We start from the raw sequence: 18,288 nt of genomic DNA, 5'->3' as shown, positions 1-18,288 counted from the left end.
GGCTACTCTCCAGAATCATACCGCCGGCCTGCAAAAAGGGTTCCCGCCCGTCAGCCGAGTTGCTCGTCGGCGAGGATCGCCGAGGAGTCGCCGCTGCTCCAGATGATCCGCACCGCCTGCCCCTGGCTGAGCTGGGCCGTGTTTTCTTCGATCCGAAGCCGATCGCCCGTCGTGATCGGATCCCCCCAGTTGTCATTCACATTGTAGCCGTTCCCGGAGGCGTCGCTCCCGTCCTCGAACACGGTGGTTCCGCCGACGGTGACCTCGAGCGTCGATTTCTTCACGTCGTCGCCGCCGCCGTGCAGCACGACGACGCTGCCCGAGGTGCCATTGCCGTCGAGATTCTCGCTGAACTCCCACTGAGCGTTCGGACTGCTATCGGTCAGATCGCTCCCGATGCCGAGGACGAACGTCCCGATCACGGCGGCGAGGACGATCGTCACGGCCACCATCAACACGACGCCCAGCACGGAGGAGACGGCGTCGTCCTCGCGGTACAGGGCGCGGAGCTCCATCACGGTCGAGGGTAGCCACGCCTGCCATATATCAGTCGTGGCCGACCCGGCGTTTAGATGACTTCGTACTCACCGATGATGGCCGTCCGTCCGCCGCCCTCCGCTTCCCAAATTACCCTGATCGTGTCCCCCTGGTTGATAGTGGGACAGTTAGGAGTGCTATTGCTGATTGTTACAGTTTCAGCTTTCTGCAACGCTCCGGTGCCGGTCCAAGCACAGTCTCCACTGTTCTCGACGGTTACGACCACGTCCTGTTCGGAGAGCCCAGCGGGTCGCACCACGCTAATGACGACTTCACCGGACTCCTGATGAAACTGCATGTCGGATTCGGGCGGCTGCTCCCCCGGTCCAAACCCGAGCACGAACACGCCGACGGTCGTCATCAGCATGACGGCGATTCCGACGAGTAAGACGACGCCCACGACAGGAGAGACGGCGTCGTCGCCCGGTCGGAATCGATTACGGCGCATCGACCGGGACAATGTAGCGGGGGTACTAATGTTTCGTGGTGGGAGCACCGGAAGGAGTCGGCCTGCTCCGTGAACGGGGCTTCGACCGCGCCGAGCGCTGGATTCATCCCACGTGCCCGAGACGTGCGGGTATGTTCGGGCACGACGAGCTCGCCGGGATGGTCGACGCGTTCGGCGCGCTAGACCGGGCCGAACTCGAGCGGGCCTGCTCGGAGACGGCGTTCCGGCGTGGGGAGGAGTTCGACGAGGCTGCAGTACAGGCGGCCATCGACGACGCCGTCGACGCATACGCGCTCGTCGAGCACGACGGCCGGCTCGTTCCCGGGCCCGCTGCCTTCCCAACGCTACCGGACGGCGCCGAGGACCTCCCACACATTCTCGACCTCGAGCGGCGCGACGTCGATCGCGACGCAGTCGCTGCGGCCGTCGCCGAACGCTTCGAGCGGGAGGTCGACGCCGCGATCGACGCAGGGGACGACGAGGCCTGTGCCGACCTGCTGGATCGAAGTTACGAGGTCGAGTCCTGGGGACCGGTCGATCTGGACGACGCCAGAGAGCGCCTCGACGCCGCGCGCGAGGAGTGATCGGCTGCCGACCGGCGGACGGCCGGCGGCTCCCGAGGACAAACTGTCGCCGACCGCCAAACGCTAAGTCGTGGCTCGCCTACGCCGGGCCATGCGGCTGGACCTGTCCGCGGTCGTCGGATGTGATCCCACCGTCATTCGGGACCAGCCGCGGGACGCCGCCGTGCTCGCCCCCGTGATCGAGCGCGACGACGGCCACTCGTTGCTGTTCATCAAGCGCTCGGAGGACCTCGGCGAACACCCCGGCCAGATGAGTTTCCCCGGCGGTGGAGCGGAGCCCGAGGACGTCGACCTCCAGGCGACCGCGATCCGCGAGGCAGACGAAGAGATCGGCCTCGACCCCGAAGAGGCGCGGATCCTCGGGCGTCTCGACGCGATCCGGACGGTCACCGACTACGCCGTCTCGCCGTTCGTGGGAATGGTCCCCGACCGGGAGTACGCACCGGACGGCGTCGAGGCCATCGAGGTCGCGATCCTGTCGGTCGCCGACCTCACCGATCCGGCCAACTACGAGTTCGAGACGCGCGACCACCCGACCTACGGCGAGGTCGTCGTCCACTACTTCCACGTCGACGGCTACACCGTCTGGGGCGCGACCGGTCGCATCCTCGTCGACCTCCTCGAACTGACGACCGACTGGCGCGCACCGGTCCGCTCACGGAGCGACGTCGGGTGAGTCGCTCCCGTGGCATCGACCCGGCATCGACACCGTACTGGGAGTCCACTGCAAACCCGCAACCTGTTTGGGTCGGGTCGCTTACTACCAGTCAATGAACGTCGCACCTGGTGGGTTTCGGTACGGCCTGACGCTCGTCGCCGCCGGCGCGGTCGCGCTGTTGATCCACCCGGTCGTGACGGCCGTGCTCGGCGCCGCAGGCGTCGCAGCGGTCTGGTTTCATCGGGATCCCAATCGGTCGATCCCCGAAGACGGCGTCCTCGCGCCTGCCGACGGCAAGATATCCGTGATTCGGAACGAGGAGGGCAGACTCCTCGTGGGCACGTTCATGAACGTCCACGACGTCCACGTGAATCGCTCGCCGCTGTCCGGGACCGTGACCAGTTCCGAGCACCAGCCCGGCGGCCACAGGCCGGCGTTCTCGAAAGAGTCCGACCGTAACGAGCGCCAGATCCTCGCGGTCGAGACCGACCACGGTCCGATGACGGTGACGCTCATCGCCGGGGCCTTCGCCCGCCGGATCCATCCCTACGTCGAGGCAGGCGAGGACCTCGAACGCGGTGAGCGGATCGGGCATATCTCCTTCGGGAGCCGCGTCGACGTCCTGTTTCCACCGGGCATCGAGGAGGCAGACCTGGCAGTCGAGCACGGCGAGTCGGTCCGGGCCGGCGAGACGGTACTGGTCGAGTCCGACAGCATCGAGTAGCCACGGCCGAGTTCGGAAGTCGATTCCAGCGCCGCCGGAAGTGGACAGTTCGGAACAGGTTCAAGTCGGATCCAGCGGCGAACGCCGCTATCCCCTGAGCGACGGGCCCGGCTCGGCCGACGCGGGTGCGTGGACGACCGACCGGGACGACGACCAGTCCACCTGCTCGATCTACGGGAACGTGATCCGCTCGTCGACGGGATCGACGACGGCGCGGCCACCGATCGGGACCGGGACCGTCGGCGCCGTGTGACCGACCTCGACGTCGAAGACGATCGGCGCCTCGGGGTTGTACTCGCCGACGATCGTCTCGATCGTCTCGCGCTGGCGCTCGCGGTACGCAGCCCGCTCTTCGGGTCCCGGTCGCTCCCACGGGGACCGGGCTTTCGCACGACCGACGAGCACGCCGTCGATCGCGTCGAGAATCCCGCGCTCACCCATCGCGAGCAGCGCCATCCGTACCTCTTCTGCACTCGGCAGTTCCTCGGACGGCTCCAGGAGGAGGACGCACCCCTCGAGGTCGCTCGCCTCGGGCGCGTAGCGATCGGCTGCCAGGAACGGAACTAACACGTCGAGACAGCCACCCCATACGCGTCCGTCCGCTGGCTCGTCACCGCCAGCCCACCGCCAGCCAGGATTGTCCTCGAACTCGCGACGCTGGTCCAGCGTGTCCGGGTCGGCCCAGTCGAGGTCCTGGTCGGTGAAACGGTCGGCTGGCTCGATCTCCCCGATCGACTCCTCGAAGAACGCTCGCTCCAGGTACTCGACGCTGTACTCGCTCATCGATCCCTGCATCGCGAGCGTGGTCATGACCGACCCGCCGTAGTAGGAGACGACGCCCTCGTTCCAGAGGTAGCTCGTGAGGTTCGCGTTGTCGCTGATGCCGTAGAAGCGGGTGGGATGCTCGCGCAACACCGCGGGATCCAGGTGCTCGAGGATCCGTAGCTGGTCCGAGCCCCCGATCGTCGTTACGACGCCGCCGATCTCCGGATCCCGGAAGGCGTCCACGACGTCTCCAGCCCGTTCCGCGGGATGGGCGGCGAGGTACTCGTCGTCCTTCGTCGCGGTCGGGTACTCGACTGGCTCGAGGTCGAAGACGGTCCGGAGTCGCTCCAGACCGAGTTCGTAGACGTGCGGGTAGGCGGCTGCGATGCCTGACGACGGTGCGACGATCGCGACGCGGTCGCCTCGCTCCAGCGGCGGAGGCGTGACGAACTCCGGCATACTACGGGCTGCTCGGTCTCGACAGATAGTGGTTCTGCCACCGTGTGAACGTGTGACGATCGTGGTCGCCCTCAGGGCGCTGGAAAGCCGGAGAGGTCGATGTCCGTTCGCCGGCCGTCCAAGAGTTCGAACCGCGCTCCGCGGTGGCGTTCCAGCCAGTGGAGGAGCACCCCTGCCCACGAGAGTTTCTCCACCTTCGGACCCTCGGCCGCATCGAAGTCCCAGCCAGGGAAGATCAGCCGATCCGCCCCGACCGCGTCCGCGAGGAACGCGGCACGGTCGCCGTCGGTGAAGCCGCCGTAGTTGACGAGCGGGTCGACTGGCTCGGCCTGCGTCGTGCCGAGGAGTCGTTCCGTCGGGAAGCGCGGAACGTAGCGCTCGAGCGCGGACCGATTGTCGCCGTGAGCGTGCACCGCGACAGGGACGCCGTCCTCGGCAAGACCGATCGTCCCCTCGGGATCGCCATCGAGGTCGGTGACGACGAGGTCGGGGACGAGTCCAGCCGCTGCGAGTCTGACGCCGGCGTCGGAGGCGGCCACGACCGCATCGGCGCCGCGAGCGACGGCGAGGTCTGCTTCCAGCGAGGGTGCAGCGCCAGCGATCGCCACGGTTCCGCCGAGGCGTAGCGAATCGAGTTCGAACCGATCGACGCGCTGTGCGAGCCAGTCCCGAGCGGCCTCGTCGCCCGCCCGGTCGTAGCCGAAGTCGGCGAGAATCGCGTCGTAGAACGGTTCCCAGGTCTCGTAGTCCACGTGAAATCACAGCCTACCAGTGGCTACTGAGCAGTTGGTCCCCAGGAAACCGCTGTCGCGGGCCGGAATGGCGATCGTGTACCCCTACCCGAGCGCCCTCCCGGCGTGCATCCGAGGGTTGCATGGCATCCGTCATAAGTTTTCTCTTAGGGTAGGAAGTGCCTGTATCGCCTTTGAAAGGCGTTCGAGCCCGTCGCTGTCTGCGATTCTCGCCGACAAAGCAGATATTTCCTGATAAGACCCGCCCACGAGCGTCTGACGATCGCCAGTCATCAGCACATCCGCCGACCGTGCCTCGGTTTCGAGCAGGGTTCGCGCCGACGAGTCGAGTCCCTCGATCGCGAGCACCGTGCACACCGCGGCAGGTCCGAGAGCGAGGTCGCCGTCGGCTTCGTCCAGGTATCGGCGTGCCTCGCGTTCCGTCCGAACGTCGAGACGGGCGACCGTCACGTCGCCAGCCGCGGCGGTCGCCGGATCGTCGTCGAACGCGTCGGCGATCTTCGCGGCGTCGCTCGTCTCGGCGACGTCGTGCGTTCGTATCACGTCGGCACCGCGTTCGATCGCCATGGCGGTCGCGGCCAGACTGACGGGCAGTGCGTCCTCGGTTGATCGATCGGCGATCGTCCGGAGGAAGTTCTTCCGGTTGATCGAGACGAGGATCGGCCGGCCGAGCGCGCGGAACTCGCGGAGTCGGCGGAACGTCTCCCGGTCGTCGCGGAGCGTCTTGCGCTCGCTCCAGCCACCGAAGGCAGGATCGACGATCGTCTTGTCCGTCAGGCCGTTCTGCTTGAGCGCCTCGTACACCCGATCGACGTAGTCGGACTGCTCGAACCACTCCTGTGAGCGCCTCTCGGCCCAGTCGGTGTCGTCGACTGCACCGGGTCGTTCGAGGTCCGGTGGACTCGCCATCTTCGCGACGGCGACGTCGTACTCTGCACACACATCGGGCATTCGGGGATCGGCGAACCCGCAGATGTCGTTCACGACGTCGAAGCCGCGATCGATCGCGGCTTCCGCGACCTCGGCGTAGCGGGTCTCGATCGAGAAGACGGCGTCGCCGCTCGTGGATTCCATCGCCTCGACGGCGACGTCGAGGCGATCCAGTTCCTCCTCGGTGGAGAGGACGTCGTAGCGCTTGTTCGCGCTCTCGAGGCCGACGTCCACGATGTCCGCGCCCTCCCCGATCAACTCCTCGTCCACGTAAGTAGCGGCCTCGCCTGGGTCGTCGTAGACGCTCGGATCGTAGGGCGACTCCTCGCTGACGTTCAGGACGCCCATGATGCGCGGGGGGTGGCCGGTGCCGATCGACAGCCCCGCAGCATCCACGCTTCGCATACCCTTGCAAGGGCTGGGTCACTTTAATGGCGACCGATTCCGGCACGTGACTGGGCCCGTCGACGACGTGAGGACGCGTCGACACCGGCAGGTGCGTGACCTCGCCTCGGACGGCTTCGCAGACGCTATAGGCGCTCGGGAGCTACCTGCTGGACATGGCCAAGGTGAGTGTGGGACTTCGGGGGTGGCGCTTCGAGGAGGACGCCGTCTTCGACGAGGACGGTGAGTTCCTGCCGCTCGACGAGATGGACGAGGACGCGCGCGACCGGCTCGTCCGTCTCGCCGAACTCGTCGCGTCGCCGTGTGACGCCTGCTGGCTCGTCCACGGCGACGAGAACATCTCCGAGTGCAACGTCGCGGAAGCGGTCTACGGCGAACTCTCCGCCGAAGTCATCGTCTGCCGCGAGCACGAGCGCGACCTCGTCTACTGGTACCGCGAGGAAGGCGGCAAACAGTATCGGGGAACGGAGGAGTTCCAGGACGCCTTCTTCGAGTGGTTCGACGACGGCGGCCGCGCGCCCGAGGACTTCGAGGGCATCGAACACGTGGACACGGATCCCCTCGAGGTTCCGACGCCGAGCGTCCCCGATGCGGAGGAACGCGCCGAGCGCTGGGAGGTCACCGATCGGATCGACCTGACGGACGTCGACCTCGACCAGGACTACCCCTCGAACTGAGATGTCCGATCGGCAGGCTGCCTCGTCGGGCGAGGGCGGTGCCGGAGCACCGGCTGTTGCGGTCGTCGATCCCCAGACGCCCGGGAACGTCGGAACGATCGCGCGAGCGATGAAGAACTTCGGCTTCTCGGAGCTGTTGTTGATCGACGCGCCAGAACTCGATCCCGAGGGCGAGGCGTACGGCTTCGCCGGGCAGGCGCGCGAGGACATTCTCCCGGATCACGAGCGGCCGAGCTTCGAGGACCTGATCGAGCACTACTACACCGTCGGGTTCACCGCGACGACGAACGAGAACGCGACCAGCCACGTCCGGTATCCGTTCGCGACGCCGGCCGAACTCGCCGAGGAGCTTACCGACGTGGACGCGCCGGTCTGCTTCGTCTTCGGGAGGGAGGACAACGGACTGACGAACGAGGAACTCTCCCGCATCGACCGGATCTGCGCGATCCCCGCGAGCGCCGACTACCCGGTCCTCAACCTCGGCCAGGCAGCGACGATCTCGCTGTACGAACTCCGGGGGCTCGCGATGGACGAGACCCAGCTTCCCGACCCCGACCACGACCGTGCAGCCGAAGGCGAGATCGAACGCCTCTACGATCACTTCGAGGACTTCCTCGCGTCGAACGGCCACCCGAAAGAGAAGCGCCCGAAGGCCGGCCGGATGTTCAGGCGGTTGATCGGCCGCGCACATCCGACGAACCGGGAGGCGAGCACGCTCACGGGAATCTTTCGCCGCGGCGCGCAGTTCGCGGATCCGCCCGAGGAAGCACGAGAGGAGTAACCACCACGCGATTCGTCCCGGTGCCAGCGACGCCCGTTCGCGACCGGAACCCCCTGAGCGCGTCCCATTCCAGAGACGACTTTACCCCCGCCCACCAAGCCCCGGGTATGAATCACGAGCGTTCGCGGGAGCTGTACGACCGGGCCCTCTCCGTCATGCCCGGCGGCGTCAACTCGACGGTCCGGGGTGCCACCGAGCCGTACCCGATCTTCGCCGAGTCTGGCGACGGCGGCCACGTGATCGACGCCGACGGCAACCGGTACGTCGACTGGCTGATGGGCCTCGGACCGCTGCTCTACGGCCACGACACCCCCGAGCCGGTGAGCGCGGCGATCCAGTCCCACGCCAGCAACGGACCGATCTACGGCGTCCCGACGGAGATCGAGGTCGAGCACGCGGAGTTCGTCGCACGGCACGTCCCGAGCGTCGAGATGCTCCGCTTCGTGAACTCCGGCACGGAAGCCACGGTCTCCGCGCTCCGCCTCGCTCGCGGGCACACCGGCCGCGACAAGGTCGTGGTCATGCAGGGCGGCTACCACGGTGCCCAGGAGTCCACGCTCGTCGAGGGCGAGGGCGACCACGTCCAGCCATCCAGCCCCGGCATCCCGAAGAGCTTCGCACAGCACACGATCCCGGTGCCGTTCAACGACGAAGCGGCGATCGCCGACGTCTTCGAGGCCCACGGCGACGAGATCGCGGCGGTCCTGATCGAGCCGATCCTCGCGAACTACGGCATCGTCGAGCCGGTCGAGGGGTACCACGAGACCGTCCGGGACCTCACCGAGGATCACGGCGCGCTCCTGATCTGGGACGAGGTGATCACTGGCTTCCGCGTCGGCGGGCTCCAGTGTGCGCAAGGCAAGTACGGCATCGAGCCCGACCTCACGACCTTCGGCAAGCTGATCGGCGGCGGCTTCCCCGTCGGTGCGATCGGCGGGCCCGCCGGGATCGTCGAGGGGTTCACCCCCAGCGGCGACGTGTTCCAGGCCGGCACCTTCTCGGGCCACCCCGTCACGATGGCGGCGGGGCTCGAATCCCTGCGGTACGCCGCCGAGCACGACGTGCACGACCACGTCAGTCGGCTCGGTCAACGGCTCCGTGACGGCCTCGAAGAAATCGTCGCGGAGCGAGCACCGGGCTACGAGGTCGCCGGCGTCGACGGCATCTTCAAGGTCCACTTCACCCGAGAGGGCCAGGGGCCAGTGCGGAACGCCGCGGACGTCAAGGCCGGCGAGACCGACCGCTGGCGACGCGTGTTCCGGCCCGCGATGCTCGAGAAGGGCGTCCTCCTGAGCCAGAACCAGTACGAATCGCAGTTCGTCACCTACGCCCACACCGAGGAGGACGTCGAGGAGACGCTCGCGGCCTACGAGGCCACGATCTGAAACGGCGACAGATTCGATGACTCCACAGGGCGGCACCTACACCCTACTCGTCGCCCTCGACGGCCGGCGGCGAATCGAGGTCGGCGCTCTCGGGGAGATCACCTTCGATCACCGCTGGTACGCCTACACCGGGAGCGCGCTCGGGCCGGGCGGATTCTCGCGGGTCGATCGTCACCGCGAGATGGCCGCAGGGGAACGGGACGTGCGGCACTGGCACGTCGACTACCTCCTGGGCCACCCGGGGACCACCATCGACGCCGTCTGGACCACGCCCGGTGCCGATCGAGAGTGTGCGATCGCAGCCGATCTGCCCGGCGACCAGGTCGCGGCGTTCGGCGCTTCCGATTGCGAGTGCGCTACGCACCTCGTGGGCGCCGACGAGCGAGCCACGCTCGCCGACGCGATCGCCGACGTGCACGACCTCGGGCCGGCGAATCGCGAGGCGTGAAACCACGTCACAGAGTCCTGCGGAACCATTAGGAGGCCTCCGACCCTGTATTCGTACACGATGATGCTGCCCACGCACGTCCTCGCCGGGCTCGCGATCGCCCTCCCCATCGCGACGATCGCCCCCGAGTTAGCGCCGGCAGCGTTCGCCGGTGCGGCAGCTGGGAGCGTCCTGCCCGACCTCGACATGTACGCCGGGCACCGCCGGACCCTCCACTTCCCGGTGTACTACCTGCCCCTCACTAGCGTCGCGGCGATCCTCGCGCTGGCAGTCCCGATGGGCGCGACGGTGGGACTCGCCTACCTCTTCGCCGGGGCCGCACTCCACTGCCGGATGGACGAGTTCGGCGGGAGCCTCGAACTCCGGCCCTGGGCGGAGCGCTCCGAGCGCGGCGTGTACGACCACTACAACGACGAGTGGCGGGCGCCCCGCCGCCTGATCCAGTACGACGGTTCGCCGGGCGACCTCGCGATGACCGGACTGCTCGCCCTCCCGCTGCTCGTTCTGACGGGAGAGCCGGTGAACTGGCTCGTGATCGCGGCGATGCTCGTCGGCATCACCTACGCGGTGCTGCGCAAGTGGCTCGCCGACGTCGTCGAGCAGGTGATCGCACTGACGCCGCGCTCGATCGTCGCGTACCTGCCCGGGCGCTACCGCGAGAGCTGATTATCGGGGCGGCGTCGGTCCCTGTTTCAGGGTTTATACACCGAGGCGCCCGACGAGCACCCTCGCAGCGACGCCTCGGCGGAGTGAACAGTGTGAGGATGTCCCCAGTGCAACCGCTCCACCGTGGGAAATCTCGAAGAGAGAACCGTGCCGCAGATCGGCCGTCGTTACTCGTCGTCCTCGCCGAGGAGCTCGTCGAGGTCGGTGTCGCCGGACTCGACGATTTTGGCGTTGATCTGAGCGACGGCGTCGCTGATCTCGCGGCCACGGACGGTGACGCGCTTGCGCTCGCCGTCGCGCTCGGGTTCGAAGCCGACGCCGCCGGTGAGGAGGACCTCCTTCAGGTCCGGGCCGTCGACGTCCGCGCGGAGCGGGCGACCCGCGTCGTCGGAGCCGCCGGTCAGTTCGATCGTGTAGCCGTCGAGACCGACGGCGTCGCCGTCGACCTCGTCGCCGAGTGCGCGAGAGGCGAATCGGTTCGCGTCCTGTCCGTCGACTTCCCGCTGGAAGGTCCGACCGGAGTCGGGGTCGGAAACGACGACCTGAAAGGGTGCCATGGGCGTGAAAAGTCGGGGCCGATTCAAAAGTACGTCGGAACGCCGTCGTGGACCCCGGGAGCCGGTGCTGGACGCGGGGTCGCCTCCCAAGCATACCACGACGCCCGGTCCGACGTTCACTTTCACCGAGGCTGGCGAGCGCCTAAGCCTGCAAGAAGCGATGTTCGTAGTATGGGCACCAGTACCGAACCGACGGCCGAGGAGGTCACCCGGCCCGACGGCCGTCCGTGTCCCTCCTGCGGCGAGACGATGTACCACCGCCACTGCAAGTACGTCTGTCCCCGGCACGGCGTCGTCTACGACTGCGCGGACACCTTCTATTGATCCGTCGACGGGCACGCGATCGCCCAGCGCGGGCTACTGCCCACCGAGTGGCACGCTGACCCGGTGCCCGTATCGTCTGTAGGCAGGGCCAGCGAGCACGGCGATGGCCGCGAGCGTGGTGAGCGCGGCGAGTCTGAACCCGCCGGCGGTCGCACCCTCCGCCGAGAGCGTGGCGAGTGACGCACCGACCGCGACGGCCGCGAGCGACCACGGCGTCTCGCCGACCAGCACCCCTTTGGCGAAGTCCCGGAATCGAACGCCGGCGAGCGAGGCGGCGACCGTCACCGCGTCGGCGGGAATCGGGGCGAGGCGAGCGGCGGTGACGCCACGGACCGGTCCGGTGGTGACGAGGTACTCCTCGGCGATCGACCCGACGCGATCGGCACCCGGCGCGTCGGTCCCGAGCCACCGTGCGAGGTAGAACGGTCCGACAGAGGTGACGATAGCCCCGGCGAGTGCAACCGGCAGGCCGACCACCACGCCGTAGCCGTACCCGACGACGACCGCGACGAGGGTCGGGGGCCAGAGGACGAGTGGCCGGAGGAGGTAGAGTCCCAGGACCACGGCTGCGAACAGCAATGGATCGGCCGCCGCTCCCTCCGCGACACCGAGCAGGCGATCCGGTGAGTGGAGCAGCGCCGCGAGCGACACGCTCGCGACGACGAAGGCGAGCGTGAGCGTCCGCCAGCCGCGGTGCACGTCAGGTGGACCGCCGGCCAGTGAAGTGAACGTTTCCCCTTCGGTGCGGACGACGGCCGACCGGAACCGGGGCCGTCGGCGCAAGCGATTAGCCCCCGGCGTTCGAGGAGCGAGGCATGGTGGGGAATCGGGACGGAACGGACGAGCCGGACGGAATCGGAGCTCCGGACCGAGTGGGGAATTCGAATCGAGCGGGAGATCCGGACCGAGCGGGAAATCCGAGTCGAGCTGGGGGTCCAGACGATGCCGCAGATCCAGTCGAGCTCGGCGTCGCACTGCTCAAGCGCCTTGAGCACGCTGAACTGTCCGTCGCCGACGCGATGGACCGGATCGAACTCGTGACCACCGATCCCGCGCTGCAGCGTCAGATTCTCCGAGAGGCCGAAGACAGGGGCGCGATCGAGCGCGACGACGACGTCGTCCGGCCCGCTGGTGACGCGTTCGTGCGCTTCGAGTCGGAGGTCGTCGTTCGGGAAGGCGAGTTCGACTGCCAGCGCTGTGGCGCGTCGATCACCGAGGGACACTTCATCAAACTCGAGGACAGCGAGATCGGCGCCTTCGGCTCTTCGTGCGTGCGCAAAGTAACCGGACGGGAGTGACTGGGCGGGTGTGACTGGACGAGAGCGGCCCGACGACAGTGGCTGGTCGAGCGTGACCGGACAAATGTGACCGGGTGGGTGTGACTGGACAATGGCGACCCGACGGAAGTCCACCGGCTCGAAAACGGAACCGACTATCGCCCGCGACGGAGCTCCTCGACGAGCTTCTCGATCGTCTTGTGCTGGCGCGTGAGCAACTTGTTCTGCTTCTGTACTGCGGCGCGCAGCTCTGCGACCTCCTCGGCCAGTTCTTCCGTCGGATCGGTCGCCGGTTCGAAGCCAGCGTCCTGGAATTCGGCGTCCGGTTGCTGAGCGCCGGAGGAAGTCGGCTGCGAAGCGGACGGCGAGGTCGCCGACGAGGACCCCGTTCCGGCGTCGGTGGGAGAATCACTGGCGTCGGAACCGGGCGATTCCGGTTCTCCCGCCGCTCCCGCATCCGCCGTGGCCGTCACGTCAGTCTGTGTAGTCTCGTTCGACGCCGCGTCTGTCGTCGGTTCGGTCGCCGCCCCTTCCGGCGTCGCATCGTCCGGTTCCGGAGCTCGCTCGTCCGGCTCCGCCGGCGCTCGGTCCGCGCCATCGGATTCGGACGCAGCGGGCGCCGGCTCGGACGGCGCGGAGGACGACCCGTCTTCCAGATCCCGCGGATCGGGGTTCCGGCCGTCCTGCGTGGTATCGCCCGCACTGAGCGGCTCGACACCCTCGCCAAAGTCCATCCCGCCGCTGGACTCCGTGGACGCCTCCGCGTCCGACTCCTCCTCGGCGTCGGTCCGCTCGGGTTCGGCGGGCGCGAGCGCGTCGTTCAGGTCCTCCTCGGGGCGAAGGCCGTGGAAGCGCCGGAGGGCGTCCTCCAGCGTCTCCCGGACCTCCCGCGAGCGGTCGCTGGGGGTCTTGATCCGCTCCGCCCGGCCGTCGACCTCGATGATGAGCTGCGTCGCGACGCTTCCCTTCTCGGCGTAGACCGCTGTGACGTCGGCGAAGGGATACTCCTCGAACTCCAGGTCCCAGAGCATCCCGCCGACGTGTTTGACCAGGCGATCGTCCGTGATCACGAGGGTCAACTCCGAGAAGAGGTACGAGTCGACGACGGACTCGCCCTCGCCGATGACGTCATTCGATCGGAGGACCCCGGCCAGGATCGACGGGATCGCGGCGTCGGCTGCACTCGAAGGCAGCGTGAACTCCTCGGTTCCCTCGATCGGATGTTCGAGCGTGATGCGCGTCTTGCGTCGGCCCTCCGAAAGGGAGAGCGATTCGGCGTTGTGACTGTAGGCTTCGACCGATTCGTCGCTGAGCAGTCCTTCGCTGCGATAGATCAGCGTTCGCGTCGGCGTGACGAACAGCGCGTCGTCCCCGCCGAGGTCGACGGTGGCGGCGACCTCCTCGCCGTCGAGCGCCTCCTCGACGATGCCAGGAACGTCCATATCACCGCCTCGCAGCCCGGTGGCTTAAAACCCCGAGGCGATCCCGGCCCAAAGCGCCGAGGGCGGCGTGGGCACCCGCCTCGCGGCTGCCCGAGATGAGAGGGCTTAAGACCACCAGCGGAGAAACCCAGAGCGAGCCCGGGTGGCTTAGCTGGACATAGCGCCGCACTCATAGGGTTCCGAGCTTCGGTGCGGAGTTCGCATGTCCGAAACGGGGACTGCCGAGCCTCGAACCTGGGACATGCGGAGATCGAGGGTTCGAAGCCCTCCCCGGGCACTGCTTTCCGCAAGGAACGAACGCCAGTGAGTGACGACACCGGAAGCAGTGCCCGGAGTCGGCGAGAACCCGTAGGTCCTGCACGAGCGACGCGAGCGGCGAAGGCGCGAGCCGTCCAGCGAGTGCAGGGCAGGAAATGCGAGCGGAGCGATGCATTTCCGTGGTTCGACAGCCCTCCTCGGGCACTGTTCCTACGCAACCGCCGAGCGACAGCGAGGTGTGTTGCGTTCGGTCGTGCCCGGGGAGGGCATCCGGCCCGAAGGTTCCACGCGAGTGACCAGCGGGAGCGAGCGACTCGCACGACCAGTGAACCTTTGCCCCTCGCACCGTTCGGATTGAGTTATGCTCTCGGCAACTGCCCTCCAGGAGAACCCCGAACGGGTCGCCTCCCTCGTCGATCACACGAACGTCGATCCCGCCGCGACGCGGGCAGACATTCGCCAGCTCTGCGAGGAAGTCCTCGAGTACGGATTCTGCTCCGCGGTCGTCGTCCCCTACCACGCGGAACTCGCCCACGAGATGGTCGGCGACGAGGCGAACGTCGCCGCAGTCGTCGGGTTCCCCTACGGGATCCAGAATTCGGAAGCCAAGCGGGCCGAGTGCCGAGCGATTGCGGAGTTCGTCGACGAGTTCGATATGGTGATGAACAGGACGGCGTTCGCGAACGGGGACGCCAACGCAGTCGTCGAGGACGTGGAGGCGGTCAGAGACGCCGTCGGCGACGCGACGCTGAAGTGCATCGTCGAGTCGCCAGCACTGTCGGCCGAAGAGACGACCGAAGCTGCCGAACTCGTCGAGGCCGGCGGCGCGGACTACGTCAAGACCGCCGTCGGCTACGACGGACCGACAGATCCGGCCGAGGTGGAGGCGATTCGACGGGGCGTGGATCCGGAGACGGGCGTGAAAGCCTCCGGTGGAATCAGCTCCTTCGAGGAAGTTCTGGAGATGGTCGAAGCGGGAGCAACCCGCATCGGGGCCTCGTCCGGGGTCGAGATCGTCGAGTCGAGCCGGGAGTATCGAGCGACGGAGTAGGTCGCCGTGTGCATAGCCCAGCCTGCCAGTGATGGCCACCCTGCTGTCGTGCCCGCGTGAGTCCCGATAGCTGCATCCAGCGTCGGGCTACTGGCTACGCTCGCAGCGACCGATCCGAGAGGAACGCGATCAGCTCCTCGGGGTCGCCTGTCGTCCCTGACTCGACGTAGTAAGATGCGCATGCGTTTCCGCAGGCGGTCGCCGTCTCCCAGTCCCACCCACGGGCGAGGGCGTACCCGAGGCCACCGGAGAATCGATCGCCACCGCCTGCCTGTCTCGTGGGCCGGTCGACCTGGAGATTCGGGAGGGTGCACAGTCCATCGGCCGTCGCGGTGGCGGCCTCCTTCTTCGCGTGCATGACCGCTGCCGTGATTCCCAGTTCCTCCCTGATCGCGAGCAGCCGCTCACCGTCGTCCTCGAGGGAGCCAGGCAGAATCGACGCAGTCGCGCGAATCTCCTCTCTATTGGCGTTGAAGACCACGTCGAACGTCTCCTGGAGGGCCGAGAGGGCGGCACACATGGATTCGAGTTCCCCGGGAGCGCACCCGACGACGTCGCCGGGGTCGAAGACGAATGGTCGACGTGGGAACGTCGCGTCCCCCAGCCGGTGAAAAGCGTCCTCCAGGCCGGGCACGCCGGCCCAGTTGCTACAGCAGATGGCATCGGCGTCGAACGCGGCGTCGAGGTCGGTGACCGATTCCAGACGCTCGAGCGTCCAGTCACCCACGTCGCCATCGCTGACGAGCATGAGGTCCCTGTCGTCGAAGGAGAGCACGTAGACGTCCGCCGGCGTCCCCATCGAGACGGTCTCGAAGGGGAGCGACGTGAATATCTCCGCATCGAAGTGGCCGTACGCGGTGACGGCGCTTCCGAGTGCGTGTAGCTGCAGCGCGGCATTGACGGACTGGCCGCCGGATTCGACCGACTCGACGTCGAGTCGAAAGGAGGATCGATCCCCGGTGATCGCTCGACTGAACGCCTCGCGAGTGTGCGTGGACGGCCCGACGGAATCGGCGAGGCTGCAGAAGTGATCGACGCTGCCATCCGGGAGGGTCGTGACGGTCGGCGACGCGGGGGCTTCGAGTCGGTCGATCAACCGGGCGTAGGCCATCTCCTCGGAAAGAGGCACGCCGGCGTACATAGAACCGGTGGTCAACGGGGGACAGTTACGAGGCTCCAGCCGATAGCACCCCTACAAAGGCGGGGTCGGCCACAGATTCAAGCCGATCACCCATCAGGATAGCCGTATGTACCTGGGCGACGAAGCCTGGCCGGACCTCGGCAGCTACTTCGAAGCGCATTCGCTCGCAATCGTTCCGCTGGGATCGACCGAACAGCACGGCCCGCACCTCCCGCTCGCGACGGACCACCTGATCGCGGAGGGGTTCGCCCGCGAGGCCGCCGAGCGGACAGGGCTCCTCTGCACGCCGACGATCAACGTCGGCGTGAGTACGCACCACCGGCAGTTCACGGGAACCGCGTCGGTGGACCCGCAAGCGTTCAGAGACTACGTCGAGTCGTTCACGCGGAACCTCGCCTACCAGGGCGTCGATCGGGTGATCTACGTCAACGCGCACGGCGGGAACGTCGAGCACCTGCGGGAAGTCGGTCGGAAACTCCGCAACGAGGAGCTCGTCTACGCTATCGAGTGGATGTGGGACGAGAGCATCCCGGACCTCGTCGACGACCTGTTCGCGGTGAACGGGCCCCACGCCGGCCCGAAGGAGACGGCGCTGATCCAGCACCTCGCCGGGGACCTCGTCCACGACGACCGCATCGAAGAGGCCCGTGACGGTGGGCTCACGAATCTCGGCCGGGCGCACGGCCGGAAGTTCGGTGCCCGGACGTTCTACGACGCGGCGGAAAACAGCGAGAACGGCGCCTTCGGCGACCAGACCGACGCGTCGGCAGCGAAAGGCGAGACGCTGTTCGAGGCGGCGACCGACCAACTGGTCCACCTCTGTGAATGGCTCGACGAGCAGGACTTCGAGGATCTCACGCCGAAACCGCACGTTCGCGAGCGGAGCGATCCGTCGTAGTCCTCCGTCGAGCCGACGAGGACTGATCGAGGGCCGAGCGTGCTCGATCGCCGCCAGCGAAAGGATTAGTGACCGACGACTGGAACGGCTGCTGTGACCGACCCCCGAGTGCTGCTCCCCCACCAGGTACCAGCGGAAGCGGCCGACGAACTCAGCGCGGAGCTTCGAGCGCAAGCGCCGGACCTGCCGATCGCCGTGGCAGCGGACGAATCCGAGACCGAGACGCTGCTGGACGACGTCGAGGGCGTCGTCACCTGGGAGTTCGGCCCGGAGTGGATCGAGCGAGCGGACGACCTCGAGTGGATCCACGTGCTCTCCGCCGGCGTCGACCACTTCGACCTCGACGCGGCCGAGTCGGCCGGCGTCCGCGTCACCAACGCGTCGGGGATCCACGCAGAGCCGATCGCCGAGCAGGTCGTCTGCTACGCGTTCCTCTTCGAGCGCGGGATCCTCGCGGACCTTCGACGCCAGCCCAGCCGCACGTGGGAGCGCCACGACGGCGAGGAGATCTCCGACAAGACGATCGGAATCGTGGGCGTCGGCGCGATCGGCAGCCGCGTCGCAGAGCGACTCGGCGCGTTCGGTGCGACGACGATCGGCACCAAGCGAGATCCGACGACCGGTGGCGACGGCGTCGACGAACTCTATGGGGCCCAGGACCTCGACGTGGTCCTCGATCGCTCGGACTACCTCGTGATCGCCTGCCCGCTCACCGACGAGACCGAGGGCATGATCGGCGAGGCAGAACTCGCAGCGCTGGACGACGAGGCCGTGCTCGTGAACATCGCTCGCGGCGAGATCGTGGACGAGGACGCCCTGGTCGACGCCCTTGAGGCCGACGAACTGGGCGGCGCCGCACTTGACGCGTTCGCGGAGGAACCCCTGCCGGAAGACTCGCCGCTCTGGACGATGGACGACGTCGTCGTGACGCCCCACGTCTCCGGAACGTCGCAGTTCCTTACCGACCGCAACGCCGCGCTCGTCGTCGAGAACTGGGCGGCGCTGCAGGCCGGCGAGGCGCTGACGAACCGCGTCGTCTGAGCGGATCGACGGAACGCAGTCGGCCCCACCGAGCGGCCGCCGCGGTCCCAAGTACCTTCTCCCCGGCGCTCCTGGGTGCC

General features: G+C 67.6%; 22 protein-coding genes and 1 tRNA gene. 14 read left to right on the top strand and 9 right to left on the bottom strand.

Annotated elements, in window-relative coordinates; all coding sequences use genetic code 11:
• Positions 1 to 50 precede the first annotated feature (50 nt).
• A complete protein-coding gene (locus L593_RS12855; protein WP_020447403.1) occupies positions 51 to 515 on the bottom strand; it encodes a type IV pilin in 465 nt (154 codons plus the stop codon).
• Positions 516 to 568: 53 nt separating this feature from the next.
• A complete protein-coding gene (locus tag L593_RS12850; protein WP_081638714.1) occupies positions 569 to 985 on the bottom strand; it encodes a type IV pilin in 417 nt (138 codons plus the stop codon).
• Between the two features lie 131 nt (positions 986 to 1,116).
• Between L593_RS12850 and L593_RS12845 the strand changes: the two genes are divergently transcribed.
• The 3 genes from L593_RS12845 to L593_RS12835 all read left to right on the top strand — a co-directional run bounded on the left by L593_RS12845 (position 1,117) and on the right by L593_RS12835 (position 2,951).
• Positions 1,117 to 1,569 carry a hypothetical protein gene (locus tag L593_RS12845; protein ID WP_020447401.1) on the top strand — a complete coding sequence of 151 codons (453 nt, stop codon included), beginning with the start codon at positions 1,117 to 1,119 and terminating at the stop codon, positions 1,567 to 1,569.
• A 91-nt stretch (positions 1,570 to 1,660) separates the two neighbouring features.
• Positions 1,661 to 2,245, top strand: coding sequence for a CoA pyrophosphatase (locus L593_RS12840; protein WP_020447400.1), 585 nt, complete (start codon positions 1,661 to 1,663; stop codon positions 2,243 to 2,245).
• Positions 2,246 to 2,339: 94 nt separating this feature from the next.
• On the top strand, positions 2,340 to 2,951 hold the full coding sequence (locus L593_RS12835; protein WP_020447399.1) for a protein sorting system archaetidylserine decarboxylase: 612 nt from the start codon (positions 2,340 to 2,342) through the stop codon (positions 2,949 to 2,951).
• Between the two features lie 171 nt (positions 2,952 to 3,122).
• Here the strand turns inward: L593_RS12835 and L593_RS12825 are convergent, their stop codons facing one another.
• The 3 genes from L593_RS12825 to folP form a co-directional block, all read right to left on the bottom strand.
• Positions 3,123 to 4,175 (bottom strand): S66 peptidase family protein, encoded by a 1,053-nt coding sequence (locus L593_RS12825; RefSeq protein WP_020447397.1) that lies wholly within the window; start codon positions 4,173 to 4,175, stop codon positions 3,123 to 3,125.
• A 71-nt stretch (positions 4,176 to 4,246) separates the two neighbouring features.
• Positions 4,247 to 4,927 (bottom strand): 6-hydroxymethylpterin diphosphokinase MptE-like protein, encoded by a 681-nt coding sequence (locus L593_RS12820; protein WP_020447396.1) that lies wholly within the window; start codon positions 4,925 to 4,927, stop codon positions 4,247 to 4,249.
• A 132-nt stretch (positions 4,928 to 5,059) separates the two neighbouring features.
• The gene (gene folP, locus L593_RS12815) at positions 5,060 to 6,262 is read right to left on the bottom strand and encodes a dihydropteroate synthase (RefSeq protein ID WP_049894153.1); all 1,203 of its coding nucleotides are present in this window, start codon (positions 6,260 to 6,262) and stop codon (positions 5,060 to 5,062) included.
• A gap of 155 nt (positions 6,263 to 6,417) precedes the next feature.
• Between folP and L593_RS12810 the strand changes: the two genes are divergently transcribed.
• The 5 genes from L593_RS12810 to L593_RS12790 all read left to right on the top strand — a co-directional run bounded on the left by L593_RS12810 (position 6,418) and on the right by L593_RS12790 (position 10,219).
• Positions 6,418 to 6,939, top strand: coding sequence for a hypothetical protein (locus L593_RS12810; RefSeq protein WP_020447394.1), 522 nt, complete (start codon positions 6,418 to 6,420; stop codon positions 6,937 to 6,939).
• Position 6,940: 1 nt separating this feature from the next.
• Positions 6,941 to 7,720 carry an RNA methyltransferase gene (locus L593_RS12805; protein WP_020447393.1) on the top strand — a complete coding sequence of 260 codons (780 nt, stop codon included), beginning with the start codon at positions 6,941 to 6,943 and terminating at the stop codon, positions 7,718 to 7,720.
• A gap of 107 nt (positions 7,721 to 7,827) precedes the next feature.
• Complete coding sequence (locus L593_RS12800; protein ID WP_020447392.1) at positions 7,828 to 9,105, top strand: glutamate-1-semialdehyde 2,1-aminomutase; 1,278 nt, start codon at positions 7,828 to 7,830, stop codon at positions 9,103 to 9,105.
• Between the two features lie 16 nt (positions 9,106 to 9,121).
• The gene (locus L593_RS12795; RefSeq protein ID WP_020447391.1) at positions 9,122 to 9,553 is read left to right on the top strand and encodes a DUF123 domain-containing protein; all 432 of its coding nucleotides are present in this window, start codon (positions 9,122 to 9,124) and stop codon (positions 9,551 to 9,553) included.
• A 60-nt stretch (positions 9,554 to 9,613) separates the two neighbouring features.
• The gene (locus L593_RS12790; RefSeq protein ID WP_020447390.1) at positions 9,614 to 10,219 is read left to right on the top strand and encodes a hypothetical protein; all 606 of its coding nucleotides are present in this window, start codon (positions 9,614 to 9,616) and stop codon (positions 10,217 to 10,219) included.
• Between the two features lie 167 nt (positions 10,220 to 10,386).
• Here L593_RS12790 and L593_RS12785 read toward each other — a convergent pair whose 3' ends face one another.
• Positions 10,387 to 10,776 (bottom strand): 30S ribosomal protein S6e, encoded by a 390-nt coding sequence (locus tag L593_RS12785; RefSeq protein ID WP_020447389.1) that lies wholly within the window; start codon positions 10,774 to 10,776, stop codon positions 10,387 to 10,389.
• A 171-nt stretch (positions 10,777 to 10,947) separates the two neighbouring features.
• On the opposite strand from L593_RS12785, the gene L593_RS16105 reads away from it, so the two are divergent.
• Complete coding sequence (locus tag L593_RS16105) at positions 10,948 to 11,100, top strand: HVO_2523 family zinc finger protein (protein ID WP_020447388.1); 153 nt, start codon at positions 10,948 to 10,950, stop codon at positions 11,098 to 11,100.
• A 33-nt stretch (positions 11,101 to 11,133) separates the two neighbouring features.
• Here the strand turns inward: L593_RS16105 and L593_RS12780 are convergent, their stop codons facing one another.
• Positions 11,134 to 11,799 carry a TVP38/TMEM64 family protein gene (locus L593_RS12780; protein WP_020447387.1) on the bottom strand — a complete coding sequence of 222 codons (666 nt, stop codon included), beginning with the start codon at positions 11,797 to 11,799 and terminating at the stop codon, positions 11,134 to 11,136.
• A gap of 116 nt (positions 11,800 to 11,915) precedes the next feature.
• Between L593_RS12780 and L593_RS12775 the strand changes: the two genes are divergently transcribed.
• Positions 11,916 to 12,398 carry a DUF5830 family protein gene (locus L593_RS12775; RefSeq protein ID WP_020447386.1) on the top strand — a complete coding sequence of 161 codons (483 nt, stop codon included), beginning with the start codon at positions 11,916 to 11,918 and terminating at the stop codon, positions 12,396 to 12,398.
• A 134-nt stretch (positions 12,399 to 12,532) separates the two neighbouring features.
• Here L593_RS12775 and L593_RS12770 read toward each other — a convergent pair whose 3' ends face one another.
• Positions 12,533 to 13,819 (bottom strand): hypothetical protein, encoded by a 1,287-nt coding sequence (locus L593_RS12770; protein ID WP_020447385.1) that lies wholly within the window; start codon positions 13,817 to 13,819, stop codon positions 12,533 to 12,535.
• Positions 13,820 to 13,955: 136 nt separating this feature from the next.
• Here L593_RS12770 and L593_RS12765 point away from each other — a divergent pair.
• Both L593_RS12765 and deoC read left to right on the top strand, forming a co-directional pair.
• Positions 13,956 to 14,096: transfer RNA gene (locus tag L593_RS12765), tRNA-Met, on the top strand.
• A gap of 342 nt (positions 14,097 to 14,438) precedes the next feature.
• Entirely contained in the window at positions 14,439 to 15,128 is a 690-nt protein-coding gene (gene deoC, locus L593_RS12760; protein ID WP_020447384.1) for a deoxyribose-phosphate aldolase, read from the top strand.
• A gap of 94 nt (positions 15,129 to 15,222) precedes the next feature.
• On the opposite strand, the gene L593_RS12755 is transcribed toward deoC, so the two are convergent.
• Positions 15,223 to 16,269, bottom strand: coding sequence for a PfkB family carbohydrate kinase (locus L593_RS12755; protein WP_020447383.1), 1,047 nt, complete (start codon positions 16,267 to 16,269; stop codon positions 15,223 to 15,225).
• A gap of 106 nt (positions 16,270 to 16,375) precedes the next feature.
• Here L593_RS12755 and L593_RS12750 point away from each other — a divergent pair, with 106 nt between their 5' ends.
• Both L593_RS12750 and L593_RS12745 read left to right on the top strand, forming a co-directional pair.
• Positions 16,376 to 17,167: a creatininase family protein gene (locus L593_RS12750; protein ID WP_020447382.1), complete on the top strand. Its 792-nt coding sequence runs from the start codon at positions 16,376 to 16,378 to the stop codon at positions 17,165 to 17,167.
• 93 nt (positions 17,168 to 17,260) lie between these two features.
• Positions 17,261 to 18,208, top strand: coding sequence for a D-2-hydroxyacid dehydrogenase (locus tag L593_RS12745; RefSeq protein ID WP_020447381.1), 948 nt, complete (start codon positions 17,261 to 17,263; stop codon positions 18,206 to 18,208).
• The last annotated feature ends 80 nt before the right edge of the window (positions 18,209 to 18,288 follow it).

The sequence above is a fragment of the Salinarchaeum sp. Harcht-Bsk1 genome (genome assembly GCF_000403645.1).
Lineage (GTDB): Archaea > Halobacteriota > Halobacteria > Halobacteriales > Salinarchaeaceae > Salinarchaeum.
The sequence above is the reverse complement of the archived record's forward strand: the minus strand, read 5'-3'. Positions and strand labels throughout refer to the sequence as shown.

Excerpts from the sequence above, each read along its gene's own strand:
- L593_RS12805 (WP_020447393.1), top strand. The coding sequence starts at position 6,941 with ATGTCCGATCGGCAGGCTGCCTCGTCGGGCGAGGGCGGTGCCGGAGCA.
- L593_RS12840 (WP_020447400.1), top strand. The coding sequence starts at position 1,661 with ATGCGGCTGGACCTGTCCGCGGTCGTCGGATGTGATCCCACCGTCATT.
- L593_RS12855 (WP_020447403.1), bottom strand. The coding sequence starts at position 515 with ATGGAGCTCCGCGCCCTGTACCGCGAGGACGACGCCGTCTCCTCCGTG.
- L593_RS16105 (WP_020447388.1), top strand. The coding sequence starts at position 10,948 with ATGGGCACCAGTACCGAACCGACGGCCGAGGAGGTCACCCGGCCCGAC.
- L593_RS12755 (WP_020447383.1), bottom strand. The coding sequence starts at position 16,269 with ATGTACGCCGGCGTGCCTCTTTCCGAGGAGATGGCCTACGCCCGGTTG.
- L593_RS12810 (WP_020447394.1), top strand. The coding sequence starts at position 6,418 with ATGGCCAAGGTGAGTGTGGGACTTCGGGGGTGGCGCTTCGAGGAGGAC.
- folP (WP_049894153.1), bottom strand. The coding sequence starts at position 6,262 with ATGCGAAGCGTGGATGCTGCGGGGCTGTCGATCGGCACCGGCCACCCC.
- deoC (WP_020447384.1), top strand. The coding sequence starts at position 14,439 with ATGCTCTCGGCAACTGCCCTCCAGGAGAACCCCGAACGGGTCGCCTCC.
- L593_RS12850 (WP_081638714.1), bottom strand. The coding sequence starts at position 985 with ATGCGCCGTAATCGATTCCGACCGGGCGACGACGCCGTCTCTCCTGTC.
- L593_RS12790 (WP_020447390.1), top strand. The coding sequence starts at position 9,614 with ATGATGCTGCCCACGCACGTCCTCGCCGGGCTCGCGATCGCCCTCCCC.
- L593_RS12845 (WP_020447401.1), top strand. The coding sequence starts at position 1,117 with ATGTTCGGGCACGACGAGCTCGCCGGGATGGTCGACGCGTTCGGCGCG.
- L593_RS12825 (WP_020447397.1), bottom strand. The coding sequence starts at position 4,175 with ATGCCGGAGTTCGTCACGCCTCCGCCGCTGGAGCGAGGCGACCGCGTC.
- L593_RS12770 (WP_020447385.1), bottom strand. The coding sequence starts at position 13,819 with ATGGACGTTCCTGGCATCGTCGAGGAGGCGCTCGACGGCGAGGAGGTC.
- L593_RS12775 (WP_020447386.1), top strand. The coding sequence starts at position 11,916 with ATGGTGGGGAATCGGGACGGAACGGACGAGCCGGACGGAATCGGAGCT.
- L593_RS12785 (WP_020447389.1), bottom strand. The coding sequence starts at position 10,776 with ATGGCACCCTTTCAGGTCGTCGTTTCCGACCCCGACTCCGGTCGGACC.
- L593_RS12800 (WP_020447392.1), top strand. The coding sequence starts at position 7,828 with ATGAATCACGAGCGTTCGCGGGAGCTGTACGACCGGGCCCTCTCCGTC.
- L593_RS12795 (WP_020447391.1), top strand. The coding sequence starts at position 9,122 with ATGACTCCACAGGGCGGCACCTACACCCTACTCGTCGCCCTCGACGGC.
- L593_RS12750 (WP_020447382.1), top strand. The coding sequence starts at position 16,376 with ATGTACCTGGGCGACGAAGCCTGGCCGGACCTCGGCAGCTACTTCGAA.
- L593_RS12835 (WP_020447399.1), top strand. The coding sequence starts at position 2,340 with ATGAACGTCGCACCTGGTGGGTTTCGGTACGGCCTGACGCTCGTCGCC.